The following is a 2,480-nucleotide window of genomic DNA, read 5'->3' as shown; positions in this document are numbered from 1 at the left end:
CACCCGGTCGAGCTGATCGGCGGGGTGCGATTCCCGGCCATCGGTGAGCTGCCCTACCTGCTCACCCTCGCAGGCCACGGCTTCTACTGGTTCCGGCTGCGTCGCGCAGTCGCGCCGAGCGTCACCAGGCGCTCATGACCGTGTGCCTCCGTGTGCTCCCCCAAGCCCGCCTGCCTCTGAAGGGACGTGTCGCCATGGCGAAGACCGCGCTGCACCGTCCGAGCGGCCTCGGCCGCGCTCCGCTGCTGACCTCGCTGGCAGAACTGCTGCGCGCGTGGTTGCCTCGGCAGCGCTGGTTCGCGGGCAAGGGCAGGCCCGTCACGGATGTGACCCTGGTGTCGACGACCGAACTGTACCCAGGGTGCCTGCACCTGCTGGTCCGCACCGAGCACCTCGACCCGCCGGCCCAGGCCGGCCCGGGCACTCCCCCGGCCGAGGACTGCTATCAACTGCTCCTCGGCGTACGGAAGGTCCTGCCGCCGCGTCTCGCCCATGCCGCCATCGGCCGGGCGAACGACGGCCCGCTGGCGGACCTGATGGTCTACGACGCCTTCCACGACCGCACGGCGGCGGGACTGCTCCTGGAGCGCCTCCGCCGGCCGGGCACGGCGGGCCCGCTGCGTTTCGAGCGCGACACACGGGTGACGGTGCCCGCCGGTCTGGCTCCGCGTCTCCTCGACGCCGAGCAGTCCAATTCCTCGCTGGTGTACGGGGACTCGTTCATCCTGAAGGTCTTCCGCCGTGTCCAGCCCGGCATCAACCCGGACCTGGAGGTGCCGTGGGCGCTGGCCCGTCAGGGTTGCAACCGCGTACCCGCTCCCGCCGCGTGGTTTCGGATCTCGCGGCCGCAGGAAGCGACGCTCGGAGTGCTTCAGCCGTTCCTGCCCGAGGCCGCCGACGGCTGGACGCTGGCCCTCGAATCCCTCGCCTCGGGGCGGGAGTTCACCAACGAGGCGTACGAACTGGGCCGGGCGACCGCGGAGGTGCATCTGGCGCTGGCCTCGGCGTTCCCCATAGATGGGACAAGTCCACCTCAGAACAGGCTGCTTGCTGCCGCGATGAGCGAGCGACTCGACGCCGCGGTCCGTAACGTACCCGAACTCGGTCCGCACGCGGACGGGTTGCGGTCCGCCTTCGACGCGCTCGGCGACCTCGACACGGCGATCCGCCCCGCCCAGCGCATTCACGGCGATCTCCACCTCGGCCAGGTCCTGCGGGCCGGACAGCAGTGGTCCGTCATCGACTTCGAGGGCGAGCCCGCCCGACCGCTCACCGAACGCCGGCGCGTCCAGTCCCCCGTGCGCGATGTCGCGGGCATGCTGCGCTCGTTCGACTACGCGGCCCGCTCCCGCCGTCCCTGGCGTCCCGAGTGGGCACAACGCTGCCGCGAGGCCTACTGCGCGGGCTATGCCGCCGAGGCGGAGTGGGACCCGCACGGGGAACCCGAGCTGCTGCGCGCGTACGAGACGGACCGAGCCGTGTACGAAGTGCTCTACGAGGCGCGACATCGTCCTGACTGGCTGCCGGTGCCGATGGCGGCGGTCAGGCGTCTCGCCGAACGCCAGTGAAGGCCTTTGGACCGCGACATCCCGCACGCTCCCCAACCCCTCTCGAGGAGGCTGAAGCCGTGATAGTCCGCACCGCACCGGTCAGCGTACGGCCGGCCACTTCCGCTTCACTGGACCCGACGGACCGGGGGCGCCTGCTGTCGGGGGCGCATCACGATCCGCACACGCTGCTGGGAGCGCACCCGGTGCCGGGCGGCATCGTGTTCCGCGCACTGCGTCCGTACGCCCAGGCGGTGGCCGTGCTGGTGAACGGGCTGCCCACGAAGCTGGACGACGAGGGGGACGGCCTCTTCTCCGGCGTACTGCCGCTCGACGCGATTCCCGAGTACACGCTGTCGGTGACGTACGACGGCACCGAGTTCGAAGTGCAGGACCCCTACCGCTTCCTGCCCGCGCTGGGAGAGCTCGACCTGCACCTGATCGGCGAGGGCCGGCACGAGGAGCTGTGGCGGGCGTTGGGTGCCCACTGCATGACCCACGAGGGCGTGCTCGGCACCCGCTTCACGGTGTGGGCCCCGAACGCGCGAGGCGTCACGGTCTGCGGGGACTTCTGCCACTGGGACGGCAGCACGGGATTTCCGATGCGGTCACTGGGCTCCTCCGGAGTGTGGGAGCTGTTCCTTCCCGGCATCGGTGAGGGCACGCTCTACAAGTTCGACATCACCCGCCCCGACGGAACGCGCACGCTGCGCGCCGACCCGATGGCCCGCCGCACCGAGGTGCCTCCGGCGACGGCATCGATCGTGACGGAGTCGTCCTATGCATGGGGAGACGCCGAGTGGATGGCGGGTCGGGCCAAGCAGCCGGTGCACGAGGTCCCGTTCTCGGTCTACGAGGTGCATCTGCCGTCCTGGCGGCCCGGGTTGACGTACCGGCAGCTGGCCGACCAACTCCCCTCCTACGTCTCCGACC

General features: G+C 70.9%; 2 protein-coding genes and 1 pseudogene. All 3 read left to right on the top strand.

Annotation, left to right across the window (positions count from 1 at the left end):
• Nucleotides 1-138, top strand: a 138-nt coding sequence (locus tag ACIBK0_RS51860; RefSeq protein ID WP_399097537.1) for an alpha-glucosidase C-terminal domain-containing protein, incomplete at its 5' end; no start/stop codon positions are given.
• 56 nt (nt 139-194) lie between these two features.
• The gene (locus ACIBK0_RS51855; protein ID WP_399097535.1) at nt 195-1,568 is read left to right on the top strand and encodes a maltokinase; all 1,374 of its coding nucleotides are present in this window, start codon (nt 195-197) and stop codon (nt 1,566-1,568) included.
• Nucleotides 1,569-1,627: 59 nt separating this feature from the next.
• Nucleotides 1,628-2,480, top strand: a pseudogene (locus ACIBK0_RS51850) (1,4-alpha-glucan branching enzyme); the annotation flags it as partial.

The sequence above is a fragment of the Streptomyces sp. NPDC050564 genome (assembly GCF_044457265.1).
In the GTDB taxonomy this organism is placed as follows: Bacteria; Actinomycetota; Actinomycetes; order Streptomycetales; family Streptomycetaceae; genus Streptomyces.
This window is presented reverse-complemented; position numbering and strand designations above follow the sequence as displayed.